Source organism: Paenibacillus oenotherae (assembly GCF_019443105.1).
GTDB classification, from domain to species: Bacteria; Bacillota; Bacilli; order Paenibacillales; family Paenibacillaceae; genus Paenibacillus_Z; species Paenibacillus_Z oenotherae.
On record NZ_JAHZIJ010000064.1, the window covers coordinates 1 to 1,170 of the forward strand.

Annotated in this window: 1 protein-coding gene; it reads right to left on the reverse strand. The window is 45.8% G+C overall.

Going from position 1 to position 1,170, the window contains the following annotated elements; translation table 11 throughout:
* Positions 1-1,170: fibronectin type III domain-containing protein (locus tag K0T92_RS24505; protein WP_219875258.1), on the reverse strand; the 1,170-nt coding region annotated here is incomplete at both ends.

The window sequence follows — 1,170 nt, forward strand, 5'->3', positions numbered from 1 at the left end:
CTTCCGATACTTCGCTATCCGTATCTACAGCCTTGACATAGAAGCTATGAGTCGTATTACTCTCAAGACCTACTGCCGTGAAATGCGTATTGCTTGTTGTTCCGATCTTCGTTCCATCCTGATACACTTCATAGTTCGCTATACCCGCAGCATCGGTTGATGCCGTCCAATTCAAATTAATCGTTGTGTTCGACTGAATTGGTGACGTTAACCCTGTCGGTTTCGTTGGCGGTAATCCAGTCTTAACAACTAGCGCTTCCGTAGGATCCGACAGGTTGCCTGAATAGTCCTTTGCTCGAACGATGAAATTGTACGCCGCATTCGGGGTTAATCCTTCCGCAGTATAGCTGGTTGTGTATGCATCTACAGTCCCGAGCACAGTTGTACCCGATAAGATCTCGTATTCCTTCAGTCGCGCGTTATCCGTTGCAGCCGACCAGGTCAGTTTTACGCTTGTCATTGTCTTATTCACAAGCGATAATGTGCTTGGTGTCGTCGGTTTCACTGTATCTTTAATATAGTACACAGCGTCGATTCCCATTTTGTATCCTGTGCTGCTCTCGTGCTTCCCTTTTACTGTGAGCCGTTTTTTGTATTCCCCGTACTTGGTAGGCAGTATCGTCCAGCCCTCTTCAAACTCCTTAAACCCCGGATTGCTCTGATAGAAGTCAATACTGTACTTAGGTGGTCCTAACCTACCCAAGTCAAACTGAACCGTTCCCATGTCAGGCCCAGTTGCCATCCGATATACGATTTTATACATCCCTTCTTCTTCGGGAATCGGAATTTCAATAACGACACTTTCTTCTAGATTCGCTGTTTCAAAGCTCCTCCAGCTTCCTGCACTTGCATTCTTCTCAACTTGGTTATTGCTCGGGACTGTTCCGATAAGATAAACAGTATCTTCTCCCTCCGCTACCTCCTTCTCATTCCTGTTTATTGTCGAGGCTGTTATCGTTTCACTTGCTTCCGATACTTCGCTATCCGTATCTACAGCCTTGACATAGAAGCTATGAGTCGTATTACTCTCAAGACCTACTGCCGTGAAATGCGTATTGCTTGTTGTTCCGATCTTCGTTCCATCCTGATACACTTCATAGTTCGCTATACCCGCAGCATCGGTTGATGCCGTCCAATTCAAATTAATCGTTGTGTTCGACTGAATTGGTG